Raw genomic sequence first — 21,017 nt, 5'->3', positions numbered from 1 at the left:
TCGCTTTGCGCCACACTTATCCGCCCAGCTCCCGCAGCAACTGCATCGAGGGGCCGTGGTTCGGGTCGCGGCGGAGCGCCTCGGCGGCGGCCTCCCGGGCCTGGTCGACCTGGCCCATGCGCAGGTGAATGGTCGCCCGGGCGTAGGGCGCGTCCGGACTGGAAGTATCGGCGTCGCCGGCCCGGCGCAGGGCGCGGATGGCATCGTTGACGCGGTTCTGTCCGGCGTAGAGCAGGCCGAGATTGTACCAGGCCCGGGCGAATCCGGGATCGATGCGCACCGCGTCGCCAAGCTTGGCCTCGGCCTTCAGGCTCTCGCCAATCTCGGCGTAGGCGAGGGCGGCGAGGTAGGGAATTTCGGGGTTCTCCGGAGCGAGGGCGATCGCCTTTTCCAGCCACTCGACCGACTCGGCCGTGCGACCGATGCCACCGAGAAAGACCGCAAAATCCCGTCGCGGCGCCGGCGAGGTGCGGTCCCAGTCGCAGGCCTTGCGGAACCACTTCTCCGCCTCCTCCAGCTGGTCGCGGGAAATCAGGATGCGGGCCATGCGCATTGCACCACCGGGCTGGTCGGATTGGTGGCGCGCGATCTTCTCCAGCTCGGCAATCACGGCATGGCCGGAAGGCAGGCGCTCGAAGGCCGCCCAGCCGGTCTCGACGCGCACCGCCTTGATCGGATCGGAAAGCAACTTCTCGAGCAGCCCGCCGGTTTCGCCCCGCCGCGCGACCAGCAGCCCGGCCGCGGCGCGGGCGAGCGGTCCGCCCTCGTGGGCGAAGCGGTTGGTCAGGCGCACCACGCGGCTGTCGGTCGCCCACGGCTCCATCAGGCGAAGCAGGGTCGCGCGCCACGCATCGATCTCCTCGACCTCGGCGGCCTCGACCAACTGGTCGAGCGCACCGGTCTCGCCCTGCTGCCCGGCGTGCACGGCCCGGCTTCGCTTCCGCGACACCTGGTTCATGTCCTCGCCGTAGTACTTGTGGGTCCACTCGATCTGCCAGTCGAGCCCCTTGTCGGCGTGGCAGTCGTTGCACGCGTTCGGCACCCCGAGTTCTTTTGTTAGAAGGGGGTCGGGAATGGGGAAGCGGTGGTCGCTGCGCGGGTCGCGCGACATGTAGTTGCGCTTCGGCATGTGGCAGTCGACGCAGGCCGAACCCTCCTTGCCGTAGGGGTGGCCGGCACCGGCGTGGGTCAGCGGATCGATGACCGTCGCCTCGTCCTTGCCGGTGACGTGACAGGTCATGCAGAGCGCGTTGGTGCGGACCGCCGGATCGCCACCGATGGGGGTCGCGGCGTGGGGCTCGTGACAGTCGTTGCAGCCGATGCCCTTGTGCCCCATGCGCGACATCATGAGCGAGTTGAACTTGTAGATCTCGTCGAGCTGCTGACCGTCGGCGAACCACAGCCCGGGCTGGCTCGGCAGGGCCGTGCCGTAATGGTCGTGGAAAGAGCGCCCGGTCGTGAATTCCTCGTCGAATTCCTCGCGACGGGCGTGGCAGGTGGCGCAGGAATGGGTCCACTGCTCGGTGGTGAATTTCTGCTTCGGATCGACCAGGCACTCGCCGTCCTTCGCCTCCGGCCGGCTCGGGCCGTGGCACTGCGCGCAGCCCACGCCCTGCTCGATCCAGTTCGTCTTGTAGCCGTCGGTTTCCGGATCGTGATTCTTTCGCAGGCCGGTGAAGTGGCAGTACGCGCACTGCGAGTTCCAGTTCATCCCGCGGCCGAGCCAGTGCCCCCATTCGTTCGGACGGCGGTTCTGGTCATCGTAGATGCTGAACCATTCCTTCGCCGCAGGATCCCACGACATGTCCGGGATCTGGTAGCGGCCATTCCCCTTGGCCACGAGATACTGCACCAGCGGCGTGTAGCCGATCGCCATTGGAGGGTTGGCGTCCACCGGCTCGGCATCGGTGTCCTGCTTGTCGTCCCAGTGAATGGTCGGCTTCTCCGCACCGCCGGAAAAGGTCCAATGGGCATCCCCGACGGTGACCTCGTGACCGGCGAAGGCCTCTTCGTCGACCTCGTTGCCGACATCGCGGTGCGCCAGTTGGTGGTGCGATCCCATCCACGACTCGTGGGCATCCTGGTGGCAGGCGATGCACCTCGAGGACTCCGCCAGCGTCGACGGATCGGTCAGCGGCGGAGGCACGACCGGCGGCGCTTCCTCCGCGGCAACCGGAGTCGCCTCCTTTTCGCCACAGGCTGCGAAGATCAGGGCGAGGGGCGCGGAAAGCAGGAGGCGGCGCATGCCGGAACCCTACGGATCCACCGCTCGAAGGGAACGCGCAAATTCAGTCAACCTTCGGGGATCTTCTGCGTTTCGGTCGGCGCGTTCCAAATCCGGTAGCGCACCTCGCAGCCCTCGGGCACGTAGACCACCAGCGGCAGCTTGCTGTTGTAGCGGACGAGGTAGGGCTCGCCGCCGACCTGAACGAAGGTCTCGACCGGCTCCTTGCCGCCCGGCACGCCCATCAAGGTTCCCGCCATCGGGCCCAGCACCGGCAGGATGTGATAGGTGTAGCCCCAGCCCTCGATGGTCCGCTGCTCGAGCTTCCCGCCGAAAAAATGCCGGTTCACGCCGTCGGTCATCACGGTCTTGCCGACGATGATCTCGACCTTGGCGTCCTGTTCCTTGTCACGCTTTTCCAGTTGGAGGACGTGGCGCGTCATGCCCTCTTCCGCGGGCGGGTAGGGCTTGAGTTCGTCGGAATGCACGGCCGTCATCGCCAGCAGCAGGCAGGGAATCACTCGTTTCATAAGAATCGCATAGCCACCGGCGCCTCCCTCGGCGAGCCAATTCCGGGGCGGCCGGAGCCACATCGTGGCCGGGACTTCCAGCTCCGTCGCCGATCTTTGAGTCCACAAGGGCCACGGGCCTGGAAGGCCCGGCCACATGCCGGTGCCCGCCCCATCCGGTGGCGCGCGGAATCTCGGGAATGCCCGCTCGCCGGGAAGCCCGCTGCACGCTACACCCCCTCCATGCCCCTCCTCGGCAAGATCCTCATCTGCGCGATCGGCACCATCGTCCTCGGCAGCCTGGGTGGCATCGCCACCGCCTCATCGATCGATGGTTGGTATGAAACCCTGCAGACTCCCCCCGGTCGGCCGCCCAACTGGGTCTTCGGGCCGGTCTGGACGCTGCTCTACGCCGCGATGGGCGCGGCGGTCGCGCTGGTGTGGCACCGGGTCCCCTCCGGCACGCCGAAACGCCACGCGCTGGTCCTCTTCGCGATCCAGTTCCTGTTGAACATGGCCTGGAGTCCGGTCTTCTTCGCACTGCAGCAGATCGGTCTGGCGCTGGCGGTGATCGTCACCCTGTGGGTCGCCATCATCCTGACCATCCGCCGTTTTCTCCCGCTCGACCGAACCGCGGCATTCCTGCTCACTCCCTACCTCCTGTGGGTCAGCTACGCCACCTACCTGAACGCCGGTTTTCTCATCCTCAACCGCTGAACGAAATGCCGCCGGTGTTCCGAACGTTCTCCCTCCTCGTGATCCGCCCACTTCTTTTCCTGGCCCTCGTCTTCACCGCTTCCGCCGCGGAGCCCCTGCAGAAACTCGAAGGCTGCACGCTGGTCGAAGCCGAATGGGCCGACGGCGACAGCTTCCGCATCCGCACGGGTGCCGGCACGGAACACACCGTCCGGCTCTACGGAGCCGACTGCATCGAGGCGACGATCAACGACACCACCGACGCCCGCCGCCTGCGCGCCCAGCGCCGCTACTTCGGCCTCTCGGGCTACGGCGGCTCGCCCCAGGCCTCGATCCAGTATGCCAAGCAGCTCGGCATGCAGGCCACCGACCGTCGCGAAGAGCTGCTGGAGAAGCCCTTCACCGTCCACACGGCCTTCGCCGACGCCCGGGGGGATGGAAAGTTCAGGCGCATCTACGGCTTCGTGACCACCGCCGACGGCGAGGATCTCGCGGCCGTGCTGGTGAGCGAGGGGCTGGCCCGCGCCTACGGCGTCTATCGCGAAACCCCGGGCGGCAAGCACGCCGACGACTACCGGGCCCAGCTCGCCGACCTCGAACTCCTCGCCGCCCGCAAGGGTCGTGGCGCCTGGCAATTGACCGACTGGGAAACGCTCCCCGCCGAGCGCCAGGCCGAGCGCGACGAGGAGGCCAACCTCCAGGCCGCGATCGATGGCGGGGCCGAGTTGTTGAAAGCCTCGATCAATCCCAACACCGCCGCGCGCGACGAGCTGATGCGCCTGCCCGGCATCGGCGAAGCGAAGGCCAATGCGATCATCGAAAGCCGGCCTTTCACCTCGATCAAAGACCTCGACCGCGTCCCCGGCATCGGGCCGACGATCCTCGAAAGGATCGGGCCCTATCTCACGCTTGAACCCTGAGCTCCGCCCTCGGCGATCAGGGAGGCGTCAGCAATCCGACCATGCCGTCACCCATGCCCTTGCCCATCAGCCACATGGATTCACCGTTGTTCTTCCAGTGGGTGGTGTCGTTGGTCGGTGACTGAGCCTCCGTCCGGGCGAAAGGCCGGGTGTCGACGGTGAAGACGTTGCCGCCGAGCTCGGGATGCAGCGCCGGATTGGCGACGTTGATCTGGGCGTTGACGACCGTCAGGCGGTCGCCGCTGGTCGCGGCTCCAACCATGCCCGTCGTGCCGATCGAGAAAGGCAGGTTGGGCTTGCCGAACTCGGCACGGACGTCGGTGATGAAGTTCGCCATGTTCGCCTCATACTCGTTGGCCGCAAAGGTGTTCAGACTGTCGTTCCAGCCCTGGTGCCAGCCGAAGCCCGCGATCTGGTAGCGGTAGCCGACGGCGTCGAACCCGGGATGTTCGGCGGCGGGGAACTCGGTGCCGAGATTGTGGAGAATCTCCCGGACCTGCTCGATCATCTCGACATAGTAGGGGCCGACCAGTCCTCCGCGCGCCGCGACGGCGCTCGGGGGACGGAACTGGTTGATCAGATCCTTTCCACCCCAGGCGGTCTTGATGACCAGCACGGGCTGCGTGAGGGCATCCCCCACCGCCCAGCCGAAGCCGAACTCCGGACCGAAGGTCTCCGGTCCCGAACCGAAGCCCTGGGGGTTCAGCCCGCCTTTTGAAATGGCGGGGCCGGCTCCGATGTCGGCGCGGTTCCACCAGAACTTCACATCACTGCGGACCACCCACGGATCCGTCGCCGGGTTGCCGGAATCGACGACCAGTTGCCCATAGTTCGCGTTGTCGTTGACCACCTCGTAGCGAAGGCTGCCGATGGCTCCATCCACATCGCCGTTGCCCCGCTCGCTTTCGCCACGACCGACCATGTTCGACTGCCCGGCGAGAATGAAGACCTGGATGCCGGCCGGATCGTCGTCCCAGGTCCTGAACGGCTGGTTGATCGCTCCCTCCAGCAACTGGCCGGTGCCGCTGGTCACTCCGTCCACGCTCACCGTGTAGGCGGTGTCGATGCCCAGGGTCGAGTCGAGGGTCAGGGTGACGCTGCCACCGTCGGCACTGACCGTGGCCCCGGTGATGCCCAAGTCTCCCCCTCCGTCCTGCACCACGGCGTAGTTGTCCGGATTGGAGGCGGAGGAAGGGTTCATGGGTTCCGAGAAAAGCAGCGTCATCGTGTTGCCGCTGCCCCGGATGTTGAGCAAGGAGGGCTCGAGGTCGACACCGGCGATGGGAGTGGCCCGCACTTGTACAAACAGCCGGGGTTCGCCGAGGAGTGCGGGGTCGATCCCGACGCCCATGACCTCGATGCCATTGGCCTCCGATTGGGTGGCCTGTCTCGCGGCGTTGTCCTCGAACCACTGCTGGAGGTCGGTCGAGTACCACACCTTGTAGTTCAGGTTGGCGAGCGACTGGCTGCGCCGGGTGTAGCCGAAGGTTCCGGTGGCAGGATCAAAGGAAGCGGAATAGGGGCTCGCCGATCCCGGGTCGGTCGGATCGAGCCCGAAGATGCGCTCGTAGTCGTTGCTCAGCCCGTCGCCGTCATCATCCTCGCCCGGCAACCCGATGCCCGGATGGTAGGTCTGGCGCCAGTTCATGTAATCGACGCTCATGCCGCTGGCGGGCCGGATCTGCAGGCCGCACACGTGCAGGCGGCAGTCACCGTCGTCGGTGGCGGGATCTCCATCGATGCCGTCATAGGCGTCGACCACGATCGAGATGTTCCCCGATCCGTCGGCCACGATGGATTCGAAGGACACATAGTTGCCATTGGGGACGAAGGCGTTGCCGTTGGTGCCGGTGACCGCGTTGTCGAGCCATTGGGACTGGCCGTTGCCTTCAACCGTGTTGCTGGTGACGAAGTCGCCGGCCGCCCGTTCGGTATTGGAAGGATCCCCCCAGCTCCCGGTATTGTGGCTGAGCGCGTAGATGTAGAGGTCGTAGGCCGCGTCGGGCGTGAGGCCCGTGATGGAGATGGTGACATCCCCACCCTTGTCGAAGAGACCGCGATTCGAGCTGAAGAGGCTCAGGCCGGTGCCGCTGATCAGGCGTCCGTCGTTGCCGAGCCCGGACACGCCGACCGAGGAAACCACGGTGCCGGTCGTATCGACCAGATCGCTCAACGACTGGTAGCCCTGGTTCCAGGTTTCACCGGGATCGCCGACCACTCCCACCAGGCCCGCGACGGGTGCCTGGGCCGGGTTGTCCTCGAGGAATTTCACGTTGAAGGCCTCGGCATCCTGCGGGTCGCTGAAGTCCACGCTCGCGGTCTGGGTGACGGTCACGTTGTCAGTGGAAGACGTCGCCGTGAAGACGACGGTCCCGATCGTCGTTGAACTGACGGTGAAAGCGGCCTGACCGTTCCCATCGGTGGTCTGCGTCGTGGACGGGCTGATCGCGGCACCCGAGGGGCTGCCGCCCAGGGTGACGTCTTCCCCGATGACCAACTGCCCATTGCTGTCGCGCAGGGTGACCGTGACGGTGGCGGTGGAGATCCCATTGGCGATGGCGGTGTCCGGCGAGGCCACCACGGTGGAGTTGGCGGGGTCGACCGGGCCGATCGTCACCACCTCTTGGAATTCGATACTCGCGATATCGATGATGACCGGACTCCCGGAAATAATCACGGTGGCTTCAAATTCCTCAACGGCTGGTGTGCTGGAAGTTACACTAAAGACCGCCTCACCCGAGATGTCTGTGGTGATGGTTGTGGGTGGTCCGATGACAGCTGAGCCCGAGTTCGAAAGGGTAACGTCTTCTCCCGAGATGACCACGCCACTTGCATCACGCAGGGTCACGGTGATGGTCGTTGTGCCGTCAACCGGCACCATTGCATCCGCTGCCTCGGCAGTCGACTGCTCTGGATCTACAGGCCCCGGTCCGCCGCTCACGGTGCCATTGACAGCCTCGTCAAAGGTGGTGGCGATGCGGATCTCGTCGACGTATTCATTGCTGCCGGCGAAGCTCACCGTATCAAAGAGCGATTGGTCGAGGTCGGCAGAAATGGTCGACTGTGAGGCGGCGTTGAACTCGGCCTCACTGATGGCCGATCCCGAGGAGAAGCGGGCGACGGTGATCGTATCGTCCCCGGTGTCGCTCCACACGATTCTGGCCATGACGAATGCGGGATTTGCGCTGCCGAGGGTCGTCAGCGAGGGATGATCCTCAAAACTGCCGTTGCTATCCTCGTCGTCCCAGTAGTGGGCGCGCACGGAGTTGTTGTTGAAGAGGCCTCCCGCCCCGATGGCCTGACCGCCGGCGCTTTCGCCGCGATTGTTCAGGGCGCCCGCGCCGATGGCCACTTGGGTCTTCTCAAAGGCGATGAAGCCCAACCACGTGACCGCACCATCGGTGAAGGTTGCGGTGACGGAGGGGTCGAGTGCTTTGCCGGCATAGACATGGTCGGCATCTGGATTGGGGGTCTTCGACTCGCCCACAAAATTCCCGCTCTGGGTCACGCCGGTGAAGCTGCCATCCCAGGATTCGGCTCCGGTTCCGTCGTGCACCTCGGGGAAGGCACCGCTTGTGTTCGAGCCTCCGCTCCATCCGCCCTGTCCGCTCAGGTTGCTGCCAGCCGCATAGTCGAAGGGCTCGTGGAACAGGATGGCGGGCGTCGGGCTCACTTCCGTGAAGATGACCTGGACGGTCTGCGTGACCGGAATGCTGGCCGGAGGAGGCGTGCCGGTCACATCGGTGGCCGTGAAGATCTGGGTTCCTTGCGTGTTGGTGCTCACTTGAAAGCTGACCTGACCATTGACGTCGGTGCTTGTCGCGACCGAAGGGCTGATGGTGGCATCCCCGTCTGAGCTCAGAAGCACGTCCTTGTTCTCAACAGGAAACCCAAGGCTGTTCCTCAAGGTTACGGTGACCGTGGAGGTCGTGGAACCATCCGCCGGGACATCAGGCAATGAGACCTCCACGCTGGAAGCATCCGGGTCGATCGTTCCCACCGGCTCGAAGGTCACGCTGGTCTTCTGGTAAAGGACCATGCTGCCGTCCGTCACGTTGGTGGCGGTGAACTCCTGGACCGAACCGGTGCCGGAGGTGACCTCGAAGGTCACCACGCCGCTCGCATTGCTGATGTTGCTGCCGGGCGTGGTGATGGAGGCATCGCCATCGCTGGCCAGCGAAACCTCCTTGCCCGCCACGGGATTGCCGGCGGAATCCGTCAGGGTGACGGTGATGGTCGAGGCCGTCGAGCCATCGTTCGGCACGAGAATCGGTGAAGCCGAGATCGTCGAGATGTAGGCGCTGACCACGCCGGGCGCTGTCGGCCCCCCTTCCAGCGCATACTCAAGAGCCCTGGGGAAGGTGGCGTCCGCGCCTGTGAGAACCGTGGTGTCGGTGATTGTGTTGTCACCGGCTCCTCCCGGCGTCCCCTCATTCCGGATTCTTTGAGTGAGGAAGAAGTAATCATTCGAGTTCCAGAGCACATTCAGGTTGCCGTCGTCGGGCATATCGGCGGCACCCGGCGAAGCTTCCGTGTAGGTGGCGGCAAAATCCGGATTGACCCAGACGTTCATCAGCGATGTGGCACCGGAACCCGCGTTGGGGAAGCGAAGAAGCCAGTTCCCGGTCTCGCGGTAGTCTCTGACAATCAAAGTGACGGTCTCTCCCGCCATGAATCCGGCACCCCCGCCTCCCCCAATCGAGAAGGTGGTATTGCCGGGGTCTCCCTCGTTAAGAAAATCGACCAAGCCTGTATCCTGAACTCGAACACCCAGCCGATCCGCACCGCCGGACGTCTCAAAGAAAGTTTCGATATGTGCTTGTGAACCGGCCCCAAACGTAAAGGTGGTGACGTAGTAGGTGACACTGTCGTTCGTTCTGTTGAGGTTTCCACCATTGGGGGTTGAAACATCGTTCTGCTGCGTGGCGTCAGCAGTGGGGGTCTGTGTGAGGTCGGGGACCGCGATTTCAGCGGCTTGAGATGGAAGCGCCGCAGCGAGGCCGAGCAACGCAATGAACAAATGAAGCTTGGTTTTCATGGTTTTTTCAGACTTTGGTTGAGGAAGGTTTGACTAGGCTTCTCGAAGACAAATTGAAACCGGACGTGCGTGCGGGGACTATGCGGAATGCATTCCTTTACCATATGTAAGTGTGCACCCACGCTCGCTGCCGTCCAGTCGCACGATCGTGCGAGGCCAACCCGCAGGAATTGGGGCATGACGACCAGCACCCAATCGGACTAGTGTTTCGCAGATGCTTTACGCCGGACGATCATGGCTAGTCGGGTTGGCTGCTTCGATTTCCGGAGCCGTTGGCGCCGAGCTCGCCAGTCCGGCATTTATCCAAGGCGTTGCCCGCCGGTTCAGCCCGGAATTCCGCCGGATCGAGCAGCGGCTGGCGCAGCTCGATTTTGCAAGTGCCAAGCTCCCGGACCTCATGTCCCAGCCCTTCGCCACCCGCTACGGATTCCGCAGCGAGAACCTGCTCAGCGCCGATCAGCCCGAGTGGCTGCAGATCGACCTCGGGCGGCGGCGCTCGATCGACCGGATCGTGGCGATGCCGGCCTTCATTCCTCCGCTGGGGGAGCGGGGCATCGGCTATGGTTTCCCGAGGCGCTTCAAAATCGAAGTGTCCGACGATCCGGAGATGATCGGTGCCGTCACGGTGGTGGATCGCACCACGGAGGACGTGGCCAACCCGGGACGCTTCCCCGAAGACTTCCGAATCAAACCCACGGAAGGTCGCTACGTCCGGATGACCTCGACCCTGCACTTCCCGGTGGAAGACGGCTTCATCTGGGCGCTGGAGGAGCTGCTGGTGCTTTCGGGAAACCAGCCGGTCTCCATCTGGAATCCGGTCACCGCGTCGAGCACCTTCGAGCGCTATCCCAACTGGTCGGCCTTGCGCGTCCAAGATGGTCAAAGCACGCTCGGGATGCCCGAGAGGATGGAGCCGAGTCCCACCCGGGGATACCTGAGCGGCCCCAGTGCGGAAACCGAAGCCCGGAAGTGGATCCGGATCGACCTCGGCACCGAACACCTGATCGAACAGATCCGGCTGCTGCCCGTCGGTCGGGAGGGTTTCGAGATGATCGAAACGGGTTCGTTTCCCCGTGGCTACCGGCTCGAGCTGGCGACGGATCCGGACTTCGAAGAAGTGGTTTGGGAATCCACCCAGAAGACCACCAACGTGATCGGCTTTCCCGGGGACTGCGCCGTCGTGATCGATGTCCCCGACAAGAGGGCGCGCTACCTGCGCCTCGTGACACTCGACCTCTGGGGCGACCCGGGAAAGCACGGCTACGGCCTCGCCGAGATCCAGGCCTATTCCGGCAACACGAATGTCGCCCTTCGCCAAGCCGTCACGGCCAGCGACGAGGCGGATGCCGGACCCGATTGGTCCCCGGCTTTCGTCAATGACGGCTTCACCAGCCGGCACAAGCTGATCGAGCTGCCCGACTACCTCGATCGGATCGGTGAGCGGCGGCGCCTCACCGAGGAACGCGACAAACTGATCCGGGAGAAAGCCGCGCGGCTGCGGACCACCGGGCTGGTCCTCGGCTACGGCGGCGGGACGCTGGGAGGCCTGGCCCTCATCAGCTGCGGCTGGTTGCTGATCCGGCAGCGCAGCGTGCGCCGCCGCGCCGTGATCCGCCTGCGCGAGCAGATCGCCCGGGATCTTCATGACGATGTGGGCAGCAACCTCGGCGGCATCGCGTTGCTCAGCGAGATGGGTGGCCGCCACAGCGCCGACCCCCGTGCCCGGGAGGACTTCCTGGCGATCCGGGAAGCCGCCGAAACCAGCTCGCAGTCGATGCAGGACATCGTATGGCTGATCGAGCGGGGAAACGAAAGACTGCGCGAACTCATCAGCCGCATGCGCGAGACCACCGACCTGATCCTTGGTGACCACCGCGTCTCACTCGCGACCGAGCCCGACGATTTCCGCGACCGGCGGCTGTCGCTGAATTTCCGCCGGCACTTCTTCTTCGCCTTCAAGGAGACCCTTCACAACGTGCGCCGCCATGCCGGGGCGCAGGTGGTCGACATTCGAATCCGGGTCGGTCGCCGTGACCTGTGCGTCGAGGTCAGCGACGATGGCCGCGGCTTCGATCCCGAAAAGGCCTCGCCCCACGGTCATGGATTGGCCAACCTGAGGCGCCGGGCCGAGCGCTTGAACGGCCGTGTCGAAATCGTCAGCCGGCCCGGCGAAGGAACCCGTGTGAAGCTCGTGGCACGCCTCCAGACTCCCCGCCAATGAAGACGACCGAGAATCCGATCCGCGTATGGCTGGTGGAAGACAACGCCCTGTTCGCCACCAGTGTGCAGCGGGTCGTGGAAAGCCTCGAAAACATGCAGTGCGAAGCGCCGTTCGTCTCGGTCGAGGCGGCCTTCGAGGCACTCGATTCGAGCCCGGCTCCGGATGTCATCCTGCTCGACGTCCAACTCCCGGGACTCGACGGCATCTCGGCTTTGGAAAGCTTCCGGGAGCGGGCACCGGAGGCAAGGGTGCTGATCCTAACCGTTTTCGACGACGCCGAAAAGATCTTCCGGGCCGTCTGCGCCGGGGCGGCGGGGTATGTGCTCAAGTCGTCCGGCATCGACATGATCGGCAGCGCGATCCGCCAAGTCGTCGAAGGCGGGGCACCGATGAGCCCGGCCGTTGCCCGGAAGGTGCTGGATGCCTTTCCAAGGCTGCAACCCTTGCCGGCGGGGTATGAGGACTACGAGCTCACCGAGCGGGAGATGGACATCCTGCGCCTGCTCGCCGACGGCCTGCAGAAGAAGGAAATCGCGATGGCCCTGGAGATCAGCACCCACACCGTCTCGACCCACCTGCGACGCGTCTACACCAAGCTCCACGTGACCACCAACACCGGTGCCGTCGCCAAGGCCCTGCGCGAGAGAATCATCTGATACCATCTCGTCGAATTGGCCTGACAGTTTGACCGGATGATTGAACCGCCAAGACGCCAAGGTCGCGAAGGCAGGAAATTTGAAGCTTCCATCGGTCGAGCTTGGCGTTCTTGGCGTCTTGGCGGTTCAATAACTCCACGGGCTCGGAAGCGTCAGGTTTTTTTCTTGGAACTCGCATGAGAGGGACGCTCAGCCTTCCGGCGCGAAGCGGACCGACCAGCGGACCGACGCGTTCTCCGGTCCGTGCAGGCGGATCCCGACGACTCCGTCGACGGGCGGCAACAATTCCGCGGTCACGCCGGCGTGGTCGCATTCGACCGCAACCGGCACCTTGCCATTGGCGGCCAGCGCAATCCGGTAGGGATCGCCGCCGATGATTTTGCTGACACCGGACAGCACCCGGCTTTCCGCATCCCAGCGCACCTTGTCGAGGTCGAGATAGCCCTGCATCAGGTGGCGGTCGGTGGAAAGGACCTGCGGTCGATCGAGGCACCTGCGGACCGAAATCATGCGGGCCTCCCCGGGGCGCAGTTCCTGTTCGATCCGCGAGTCCCCCGCCTGCCGGCCGAGAAAGCGATCATTCCAGAAGTCGAAAAGGTAGTAGTCCGCTTCCGGATCAAGCCCCAGCGCCCCGCGTTCCTGCGGCCCCGACAGGTCGATGCCCACGGTCTTCGGACGATCGGGATCGGCATTGAAGAAGGTCACCTGATGCCATCCGGGATCGACCTCGAAGTCGAACACCGCGGGGTTGCCGGACAGGAAGGCATCCACGGGCCGCGCGCTCCGGGCTGCCGTGTGGTACGGGAAGGTGCGCGTCAGATCGTGAAAGGTCTCCGGCGAGAACTCGGAGAAGCTGTTGGCGAGCAGCAGGCGCCCGGTGGTGACGTACGACATCGTTAGTACCGCGCGCACCCGGTCGCGACTCCCCTGCAACTCGACGAGGTCCTTCGAGTCCGCGTCCTGGTTGACCACCACCCGGTTCTTGTACCAGCGCATCCCGCAGCGCGTCACGGTGGCGCGATCCAGCGCGTCGGTGTCGTTCTCGGTGCGCATCGAGGCCACCACGCCGAGAGTCACGTCCGAGCCGCGCTCCATGTTGCGCTCGTGCACGTAGGCCCCGGGGCCGAGGCCGTCATGGGCGAGGCGGAAGATCGTGCGGTAGGCGGCGGCGGTGGTCGACGCCTCATCCTCCATCCCGCCGGCCTTCGCCCAGCCCGACGCCGGGTAGTCGAACATCAGGCCCTTGATCCCGCCTTTCCTGAGATTGGCATAGACTCCCCGCATGTGGCTGAGGAACTCCGGGTCGGTGAAGTCGTAGCCCCAGACCACCCGGCCGTTTCGCCTCCAGGTCTGCTGCCAGGTGGTGAAGACCTCGCCCTCGGTGTCGACCGGCTCGCCTTTCCAGGCGTAGCGCTTGTTGAAAAGCATGTGCCCGGGGAACTGGCGAACGTAGTCCTCCGACCGATAGGCGGTCTGGAAGTAGGTCAGCGGGATCCCGCCGAGCTCGGTGACTGCCTTGCCCCACTTTTCGCTGGTCTCGTACGGTTCGACATAACGCCCGTTCTGGGTCGTGTCGCGGTCGGTGTCGTCGCGCTGCCAGTGCTCGTCGTCCCACCACCCCTGCTGGTTGTCCGGCATGTAGGAATCGGGCACCAGCCTGACCGCGACCCGGCTGTATTTCAGGAAGCCGCTGTCGGCGATCACCTTCATCTCGTTCACCGCGCCGAGCGTGGTGTTGTCCGCCGCCCCCGAGCCGTAGCGCGTGTCGGCGGCATACCACAGGCAGACGGTCGGAAAGTCATACATGCTCAGGTCGATCTGCTGGGCCTCGCGCACCCGGAGTGCGTAGCTTTCCAGGGCCGTGAAAGGATCGGAGCCGGTGACGTCGATGTAGAATCGGTCCGGCGCGACATAGCGCTGGCCGGCATCGACGCGCTTGCCGACCGGATCGGAGGCAAACAACTGCCCCGAGTAGGCGCGACGCGGTCGGGGACACTCGGAGACGGGGGTCAGGCGAGCCGGCAGCAGCGCCTCGTGGCGTCCGTCGCGGAGCCAGACTTCACCCAGATAGACATGGTCCTGCGCCGCCGCCGACTTCTCGACCACGATCCGCAGGCTTCCGGACTTCACCGCCTCGGCCGGCAGGGGCAACTCGACCTGCTCGACGTCCTGTTTGCTCGTGCCGTCGAAACGCGGAAGGGTGCGGTTCTCGACCAGCGGCAGCCGCCGGGTGCGGCCATCGCGTTCGTACTCGACGATCACCGATTGCGCGACATCCGGATACTCGCCGTGCTGGAAACCTCGCCACCACGAGAATCCCAGCGTGTAGGGCCGGTCGGTCCGCAGGTCGCGCGCCTCGACGACGACCCGGTCCGGCTCCTCGACCGAAGTCGCCAGTTCGCGGCAGCGGAACTCGTGATAGTGCCAGGTCCGGGAACCCGCTCCCTCGATCAGCTCGAGCGTCTCTCCCGCTTCCGCCCGGTCGGATTTCTCCCGGGGCAGGTCGAGGTAGCACAGCAGGCTCGGTTTCCCATCCGAGCCCTCCGCCAACTCGGTCCGGCGGGTTTGCGCGATGGTCGCGAACTTCTCGAAGTCGTGATAGCTCAGGCCGCCCATGACCATCACGTGCCGCCGGTCGTCTCCGGTGAAGTTCAGAAGGATGTTGTTGCGCGACTTGAGCGCGTTGGCCCGGGTCAGCGGTGAGTAGAACCTTTCCCCGTATTCGAGTGGTTCGCCACCGCTGAAGCCGTCGATCATCGCAAAATCCCGCGTCATGTCCGCGCCGGGATAAAGTTGCGCATCGGCCATCACGTGAAGCTCGCGGAGCTGAACGGGTTCGTTTCCCGTGTTCACGATGCCTCCGCCCAGGCTGAAGAAGTCTCCCTCGTGCAGGGCGACCGTGAACAGCAGCTCCGGGCGGCCGGGCGCGGTGCAGTTCAACTCGAGGAACTTCTCCTCGCCGAACGGACCGTCGGCGGTTCGCACCGTGTAGCGGCGCTCGAATGCCGGATCGTCCGACGACCAATCGTTGACTCGCAGGCTCGCCTTCGAGATTGCCGGGTGGCGGTCGCCCTCGCGGAGGATGCGGTATTGCCCGCTCGAAAGATCGAACTCGAACCGGACCCCGGCATTGTGCAGCGTCACGATCTCCCCGGTTTGCGCGATCTGTGGCAAGGCCGCGGCTGCCGAAGCTGCAGCGAACCCGAACCACACGGCGGCGGACAGCTTGTGAAACGAAGATGGCATCATGAGAAGGGCCCAGTGGATTCGAGCTCCCTCCCTTAAGCGGATGCGCACCGAGAGACCACGCATCAGCGACCAAGAAGGACCCTCCTCTTGAGGTCCGTCCGGAAGGCCGGACCCGTCGCACTGGCATCCGCTCAATCGACCCGCCATTCCTGCACGGCGGCGGGGGCGGGGCCGAACTCCACTTCCAGCCGAAGTGCGGTGGTCTCCACCGGCTTGAAATCGACCTCGTTGAAGAGATCGAGTCTCAAGGTGAAGGGATCCTCCGTTTCGACCGGAATCCATTTACTACCATCGTAGTAGGTGAGCTTCCAGCTCTCCGGCATCACGAGGTCCTCGCCGCGGATGCGCGGACCCCAGTAAACCTGGGCCCGCCGATCCACCGCCCAGTAAACCGCGGCGCGACTCAACTTCCGGGGTTCGTCCCAGCGATACTCGATCCAGCCCGGGCCGTCACCGGTGTCCGGCAAGGTCATGCAGGGCGTGGGTCGGTGATCGGAAGTGGGACCGGATCGACCGTCGCGCACGGCTTCCATCGCCTTGGTCGGTGACTTAACCGAAGCGGCAAGCGACGCCTCATGCGCGGCAGTTGCCGCAGGCAGCGGCGTGGCGGCTTCGGCCGTGCGTGCCAGCCACACATCCATGTAGCCCTCGCCGCGATTGGCCCAGGCGTAGTAGGGGATGGCGGTCAGCTTGATCGGTTCCAACTCAGCCGCCTTCCCCCACGCCGGTTCCTTCGCGATCTCCGCATCGGCGGTGACGACCGTCATGCCGCCGAGGAGATCGTCACGCTGTTCGGTGCTCAATTTCGCCCCGTCGGGAAGCACGATCGCATCGGTGCGCTGGCCCGCGTGATCGACCGCCTCGACGCAATAGACCAGCGGTCCGCGCTGCAGCGCGACCCGGCCGCGATTGGCCTGAACTCCTTCGTGTGCAATCACCCGCCTTACCGCCATCGGCAAGGGAAGATCATACACTTCGCCATCCGCCCAATTCCTGATGAGGCGGAAATAGCCGTCATCGTCAACCATCGCATCAGCAATCCGATTGTGGGTGTCGGGCTCCCCGATAAACCGATAGAGCTTGCTCGACACAGGCGTCCCGCGTGCCCAGCCCGGAATCCGAATTGCAAGCGTGACGAAGTCATCTGGCGCTTCCTCAACAACGAAACGGACGCGCCCGTCATGCGGATACTCGGTTTCCACCCGGAAGCGGAACTCTCCGGCCGGCAGTTGCAGGCTCGCGGTGCCGTTGACGAACAGGTTCACGAAGATCGTGTTGCCACGCGTCGCGTAGGCCATCGACCCGACCTGCGGGATGATCCGCACCAGGTTCGACTGGCAGCAGGCGGGGTTCCAACTCGGATGCCGGACCACCCCGCCCCGGCTGGCGAGCGGGTTCTTGTAGAAGAACTTGTCGCCGGAGATCGAAATGCCGGACAGCACGCCGTTGTACAAGGCCCGCTCCATGATGTCGGCGTAGCGGGCATCGGCACGCAGGAGCGTCATCCGGTGCGCCCACAGCGCCGTGCCGATGGTCCCACAGGTTTCGCCATAAGCGTCGGCATTCGGCAGCACGTAGGGATCACCGAAGCCTTCATCGTAGAACTGGGCGGAGGCCGAGGCTCCGGTCAGGTAGAGTTTGCGGGCGACGACGTCCTCCCACAAAGCATCGAGCGCGTGATCGTAGCCGTGGTCGGGGCATATCCTCGCGACATCGGCCATCGCGGCGTAGGTATAGGTGGCTCGCACCGCATGACCGACCGCCTCGGTCGCTTCCTTCAAGGGCACCCGGTCCTGGTTGTAGTCCGCGCTGCGCGGCTTGGGTCCCCTCACTCGTTCGGTGCCGCCGTGCACATGCCCACGTTGATCGAGAAAGAAGCGGCAGAGGTCGAGGTAGCGCTTTTCTCCGGTGGCCTGATGGAGACGGATGAGCGCCATCTCGATTTCCTGATGGCCGGGCACGTCGTGCACGCCGTCAGGACCGAAGCGCTTGTCGATCAGATCGGCAAAGCGAGCGGACGCCTCGAGCAGGTCGTTCTTTCCCGTCGCCTGCTTCCACGCCACCCCGCTCTCAAACAGGTGGCCGGCGCTGTAGAGGACGTGCGACTTGCGCAGGTCTTCCCAGCGTTCCCTGGTCTCATCGACCGTCAACCGCGGGCAAAGGAAGCCGTCCTTTTCCTGGGCTGCGATCACCCGCGCCACCTTGCGGGCGATTTCATCGGCATCGACCTCGTCCGGTCTCACCTGCAGCGTGTAGGCCGCGCCTTCGAGGATCTTGTGGACGTCGGAATCCACCACCGACACCGGGTTGTCGGTGCCGTCGGTCGGCTTGCCCGCTGCCCGGTCGAAGGCCCCCATGCGGCCGGTCTTTTCGATGAACTCGAGGTTGTGCGGCAGTGTGACCGTGGCGTTGGTGTCGATGCGCGGCCCCCAGAAGCCGCCCTCGACGCTGACGTCGGCCACGCCCGCCGGCCGAAGCGGCTCCCCGGATGCCGCCGCGGATGTTAGAATCAGGAAAGTCGCGCCGACCACGGCCCTTCCGCCGGAACGCGGGCGGCGGACGTGGATGTGGCCGGGGCTTCCAGCCCCGTCGCCGAGAATCGCACCAGGCTTGGGCACGGGCCTGGAAGGCCCGGCCACGAGCACGCTGCGGGCCGACCGCAGGACGTGCCGTGATTTGCGTGGAGATGAAGCCATGCCCGGGTTCCGTGGCTTGGTTCAGGGCTTCGACTACAGCCCGAGCGAGATCAGCTCCGGCTTGTCCGTCATCGCCTTGATCTCGGCGATGGCGTCCCGGGTGTTCTGCGCCTTCTGCAGGCTCAGGCGTTTCGGAAAATCCGGCTCGTCGTTCTCGAAGTAATGGATGGCCTCCTCCAGCAGCGGGATGGCCCGCTGGGCGTGGGCACCGTAGCTTTTCAGCAGATTGAGGATCGTTCCGATCCGCTTCTCGCTCGCGTGGGGCTTCTGGTTCTTCACGTAGCTTCCGAGCAATTCGATTCCCTCGCTGACCCGGTGCCTGGCGAAAAGCTCGAGACCGGCGGTCTGGATCTGGTCGCTGAACATGATCCCACTCGGCGCGGGCTTGACGATGGCCTCGTGAATCGCCGGCAGCAGCGGCTTCAACTCCTCGAACGAAAGGTTGGTGTAAACGCTGGAGAACGAGCCGCGGGCGCGTCCGTCCTGATTGTGCAGGCCGGCCCGCACCGCCGCCATCAACTGGGCGCGATCGACCCCCTCGAGCGAATTTCCCAGCAAACCACCGCGTTTGTTGAACAGGGCGAAGGAAAGGTAACGCTGCTCCATCCCGCGAGGGTCCGCAGCGGTCGGTCCGCGGGTGAGCATCTGCAGCAACTCGGGCACCGCCACCATCGCCGGTTCGCCGATCGCCGCCAGAGCGTCGGCGGCCTTGACCCGCAGCCACATGTCATCGGCCTTCAGGGTTTCGCGCAGCTTCGGCACCGCGGGAGCGGCCTTTCCCCGGAGCTGTTCCAGCGCCTGACACGCCCCGATGCGCGCCTCGAGCGCGGGGGCATCGAGCATCCGGATGATCGGTTCGACCGGTGCGTCCTTGCGTCGTGCCAGGGCCATGGCGGCCCGCTCGCGGACGATCGGCGACCAGCTCTGAAGCCGCTCGAAAAGCATGTCGCCGCCCAGCGCATCGTAGGCGCTGTTGCGGTCGTTGTTGCTCCAGCCTCGACCGTCGAGAACGACCTGAAGCGCGGCCTCGGCGTCAAGCTTCGGCGCGACCGACGGCTTGCTACCGGTCAACCGGATCGCCTTGCGGGGCATGCCGTAGGCGATGAGATACATGCCGGTGGCGTCCCAGTTGCCATAGGCATCCCTGCGCGGCTGCGGCGGTCCCTGGTGGGGGAAGCTGGCGTCCCACTTGCGGGCGAGGTCGAAGTACCAGCTGCCGAATTCCTTCATCCACGCTCCGGTCGCGTGCGGGCCGCTGCGGGACACGCCGGGCATCGCCCAGGTGATGTTGAAGAAGTTGCCGGTGTGACCGGTGTCGCGCTCGTTGCCGTGCGAGGCAGTGCTCATTTTCGAGAAAAACTCGGCGCCGTCCTTTTCCCCGAGCTGATCGAAGAGCACGGCCGCCATGCCGCACTTGCCGTTGTCCTCGTGGGTCTGCATCCACGCCGCGTGGTCACCGTAGGGCACCGCGCCCTTGCCGATGTAGAAGCGCAGCAGCTTGGCGCTGCGTTCGATCGCCTCCGCCACTTCGGGATCCTTGACCCCGGCCTCGCGCGCCAGCACCAGGCCGATGGTCAGCACCGCCCCGGGCGAGTTCATCATGCCGTAGCCGAGAAGTCGTCCGTCGGGACCGGCGAACTTGTGTCCCCACGAACCCACGATGCTCTGACCCTTGGCCGCTTCCATCGCGATCCGGCGCAACCCGGGCAGCACCGAATCATCGCCGGTCGCCATGATGTACTCCGACAGAAAGACCGTGACGTAGCCATAATACCAGGTCGCCATTCCATCGACCGAGTAACCCGCCGCCCAATCGGCCTCCTTCTTCAGGATCGGATGATACTTCGGATCCCCACTGGCGAGCAGGCCCACTCCGTTGAGCGAACGGGTGATCGGGTTGCCCGTGTAGGACGGATCCGCCATCCGCCTGGCCAGGGCTTCGCATCCCTGGTCCATGATCTTCTTGGACTTCGGGCAGTCGTAGGGAGCGGTCGCGCTGTAGGTGCCAAGCACCGGCAGCTCGATCGTGACCTCGGCGGTCTCTCCCCCCCTCCAGCGGGTGACCACCAGCTTGCCGCCCCCCTTCTCCGACTCGGCGAGCGTCAACGCCTCGCCAAAGGCGGTCCGGGCATCCTGCGAGAAAGGCTTTCCGCCCACGCCGAGAATCACATCCCCCACCTGCAGCACGCCATCGGCCGCTGACCCTGCGTCGACCTGCGTGATGGAAATCTGCCGCGCCTCGGTGGTCTCCATGTTCTTGAAGTAGATCCAACCCCGCGCCCCGGTGGCACCGAGGTTCCAGTCCTTTTTGCCTTCCTCGGGAATCGTGCCCCCCTTGGTGAAGTCCGGATTGGAAACCTGTCCCCGGGGTGCGGCCACGAGCGGATGAACGAAGCCGAGGCCCGCAACGGCCAGAAGGAGGGTGAAGGTGCGTGATTTCATTCGCTGAGACTACTGGTGATGACGATCGGAAATTGCAAGACGACCGGGCCGATCAGCCCCGAGGGCTGCAGTGGCGACCGCTCGTTGAACTTGCCCGCCAGATTCGTCCGGGTGATCCGGTGTTCGCCCTCGCCGCGGGCGTCGCCGACGAGACGGTTGTTCCAGTTGTTGGTGACCTCGATCCTGAGCGCATTCTCGCCCGCCTTGGCCAGGGGACGAAGATCGATCCGGAAGGGTTCCTTCCAGACGATCCCGGCATCCATTCCATTGAGACTGGTACCATTCCAACACCCGTCCGGAGCAGGCGGGCGAGCCCGTGAGGGACTCGCTCGGCCGACTGCTCCGGCGGCGGTAACGGAGCTGCCC

Annotated in this window: 11 protein-coding genes; 4 read left to right on the top strand and 7 right to left on the bottom strand. The window is 65.0% G+C overall.

Annotation, left to right across the window (positions count from 1 at the left end):
* Nucleotides 1-16 precede the first annotated feature (16 nt).
* The gene (locus ACG2LG_RS12910; protein ID WP_396259603.1) at nt 17-2,245 is read right to left on the bottom strand and encodes an ammonia-forming cytochrome c nitrite reductase subunit c552; all 2,229 of its coding nucleotides are present in this window, start codon (nt 2,243-2,245) and stop codon (nt 17-19) included.
* Nucleotides 2,246-2,292: 47 nt separating this feature from the next.
* Complete coding sequence (locus ACG2LG_RS12905) at nt 2,293-2,754, bottom strand: ecotin (protein WP_396259601.1); 462 nt, start codon at nt 2,752-2,754, stop codon at nt 2,293-2,295.
* Nucleotides 2,755-2,976: 222 nt separating this feature from the next.
* Here ACG2LG_RS12905 and ACG2LG_RS12900 point away from each other — a divergent pair, with 222 nt between their 5' ends.
* Nucleotides 2,977-3,450, top strand: coding sequence for a TspO/MBR family protein (locus tag ACG2LG_RS12900; protein WP_396259599.1), 474 nt, complete (start codon nt 2,977-2,979; stop codon nt 3,448-3,450).
* A gap of 38 nt (nt 3,451-3,488) precedes the next feature.
* Nucleotides 3,489-4,349 (top strand): helix-hairpin-helix domain-containing protein, encoded by an 861-nt coding sequence (locus tag ACG2LG_RS12895; RefSeq protein WP_396259597.1) that lies wholly within the window; start codon nt 3,489-3,491, stop codon nt 4,347-4,349.
* A gap of 16 nt (nt 4,350-4,365) precedes the next feature.
* Here the strand turns inward: ACG2LG_RS12895 and ACG2LG_RS12890 are convergent, their stop codons facing one another.
* On the bottom strand, nt 4,366-9,096 hold the full coding sequence (locus ACG2LG_RS12890) for an Ig-like domain-containing protein (protein ID WP_396259595.1): 4,731 nt from the start codon (nt 9,094-9,096) through the stop codon (nt 4,366-4,368).
* 688 nt (nt 9,097-9,784) lie between these two features.
* Between ACG2LG_RS12890 and ACG2LG_RS12885 the strand changes: the two genes are divergently transcribed.
* A complete protein-coding gene (locus tag ACG2LG_RS12885) occupies nt 9,785-11,608 on the top strand; it encodes an ATP-binding protein (protein WP_396259593.1) in 1,824 nt (607 codons plus the stop codon).
* A complete protein-coding gene (locus ACG2LG_RS12880) occupies nt 11,605-12,264 on the top strand; it encodes a response regulator (RefSeq protein ID WP_396259591.1) in 660 nt (219 codons plus the stop codon). The genes ACG2LG_RS12885 and ACG2LG_RS12880 overlap by 4 nt, the downstream gene beginning before the upstream one ends.
* Nucleotides 12,265-12,453: 189 nt before the next feature.
* Here the strand turns inward: ACG2LG_RS12880 and ACG2LG_RS12875 are convergent, their stop codons facing one another.
* The 4 genes from ACG2LG_RS12875 to ACG2LG_RS12860 form a co-directional block, all read right to left on the bottom strand.
* Entirely contained in the window at nt 12,454-15,513 is a 3,060-nt protein-coding gene (locus ACG2LG_RS12875) for a hypothetical protein (RefSeq protein WP_396259590.1), read from the bottom strand.
* 131 nt (nt 15,514-15,644) lie between these two features.
* Nucleotides 15,645-18,131, bottom strand: coding sequence for a glycoside hydrolase family 127 protein (locus tag ACG2LG_RS12870; protein ID WP_396259588.1), 2,487 nt, complete (start codon nt 18,129-18,131; stop codon nt 15,645-15,647).
* Nucleotides 18,132-18,242: 111 nt separating this feature from the next.
* On the bottom strand, nt 18,243-20,651 hold the full coding sequence (locus ACG2LG_RS12865; RefSeq protein WP_396259586.1) for a DUF6288 domain-containing protein: 2,409 nt from the start codon (nt 20,649-20,651) through the stop codon (nt 18,243-18,245).
* Nucleotides 20,648-20,914 carry a glycosylhydrolase-like jelly roll fold domain-containing protein gene (locus ACG2LG_RS12860; protein WP_396259584.1) on the bottom strand — a complete coding sequence of 89 codons (267 nt, stop codon included), beginning with the start codon at nt 20,912-20,914 and terminating at the stop codon, nt 20,648-20,650. The genes ACG2LG_RS12865 and ACG2LG_RS12860 overlap by 4 nt, the downstream gene beginning before the upstream one ends.
* Between the last annotated feature and the right edge of the window lie 103 nt (nt 20,915-21,017).

The sequence above is a fragment of the Haloferula sp. A504 genome (genome assembly GCF_044385805.1).
GTDB lineage: Bacteria > Verrucomicrobiota > Verrucomicrobiia > Verrucomicrobiales > Akkermansiaceae > Haloferula.
This window is presented reverse-complemented; position numbering and strand designations above follow the sequence as displayed.